The 256-nt window shown below is 25.8% G+C and carries 1 protein-coding gene; it reads right to left on the bottom strand.

Annotation, left to right across the window (positions count from 1 at the left end):
* On the bottom strand, positions 1 to 74 hold a 74-nt coding region (locus AACQ14_RS24855), incomplete at its 3' end, for a hypothetical protein (RefSeq protein WP_353514042.1).
* Between the last annotated feature and the right edge of the window lie 182 nt (positions 75 to 256).

Below are 256 nucleotides of genomic sequence, written 5' to 3'. Positions count from 1 at the left end.
TTTTTTGCCCAGTTAGGAATTTCATCAGTTTTATCTAATCTACAAACTCCATACTTTTCTTTTAATAATTTCATTGTTAATATTTTTTGTGACATCTTCCCCCTCATCCTTTCTCAATTAACATTGCATAATCTAAAAAATATGTAAAAAATAAAAAAGACCCACAGTTTTTTTTATTTTTTACATATTTTTTAGATTATGCAATGTTAATTGAGAAAGGATGAGGGGGAAGATGTCACAAAAAATATTAACAATG

Source organism: Vallitalea maricola (assembly GCF_036985595.1).
Lineage (GTDB): Bacteria > Bacillota > Clostridia > Lachnospirales > Vallitaleaceae > Vallitalea > Vallitalea maricola.
This window is presented reverse-complemented; position numbering and strand designations above follow the sequence as displayed.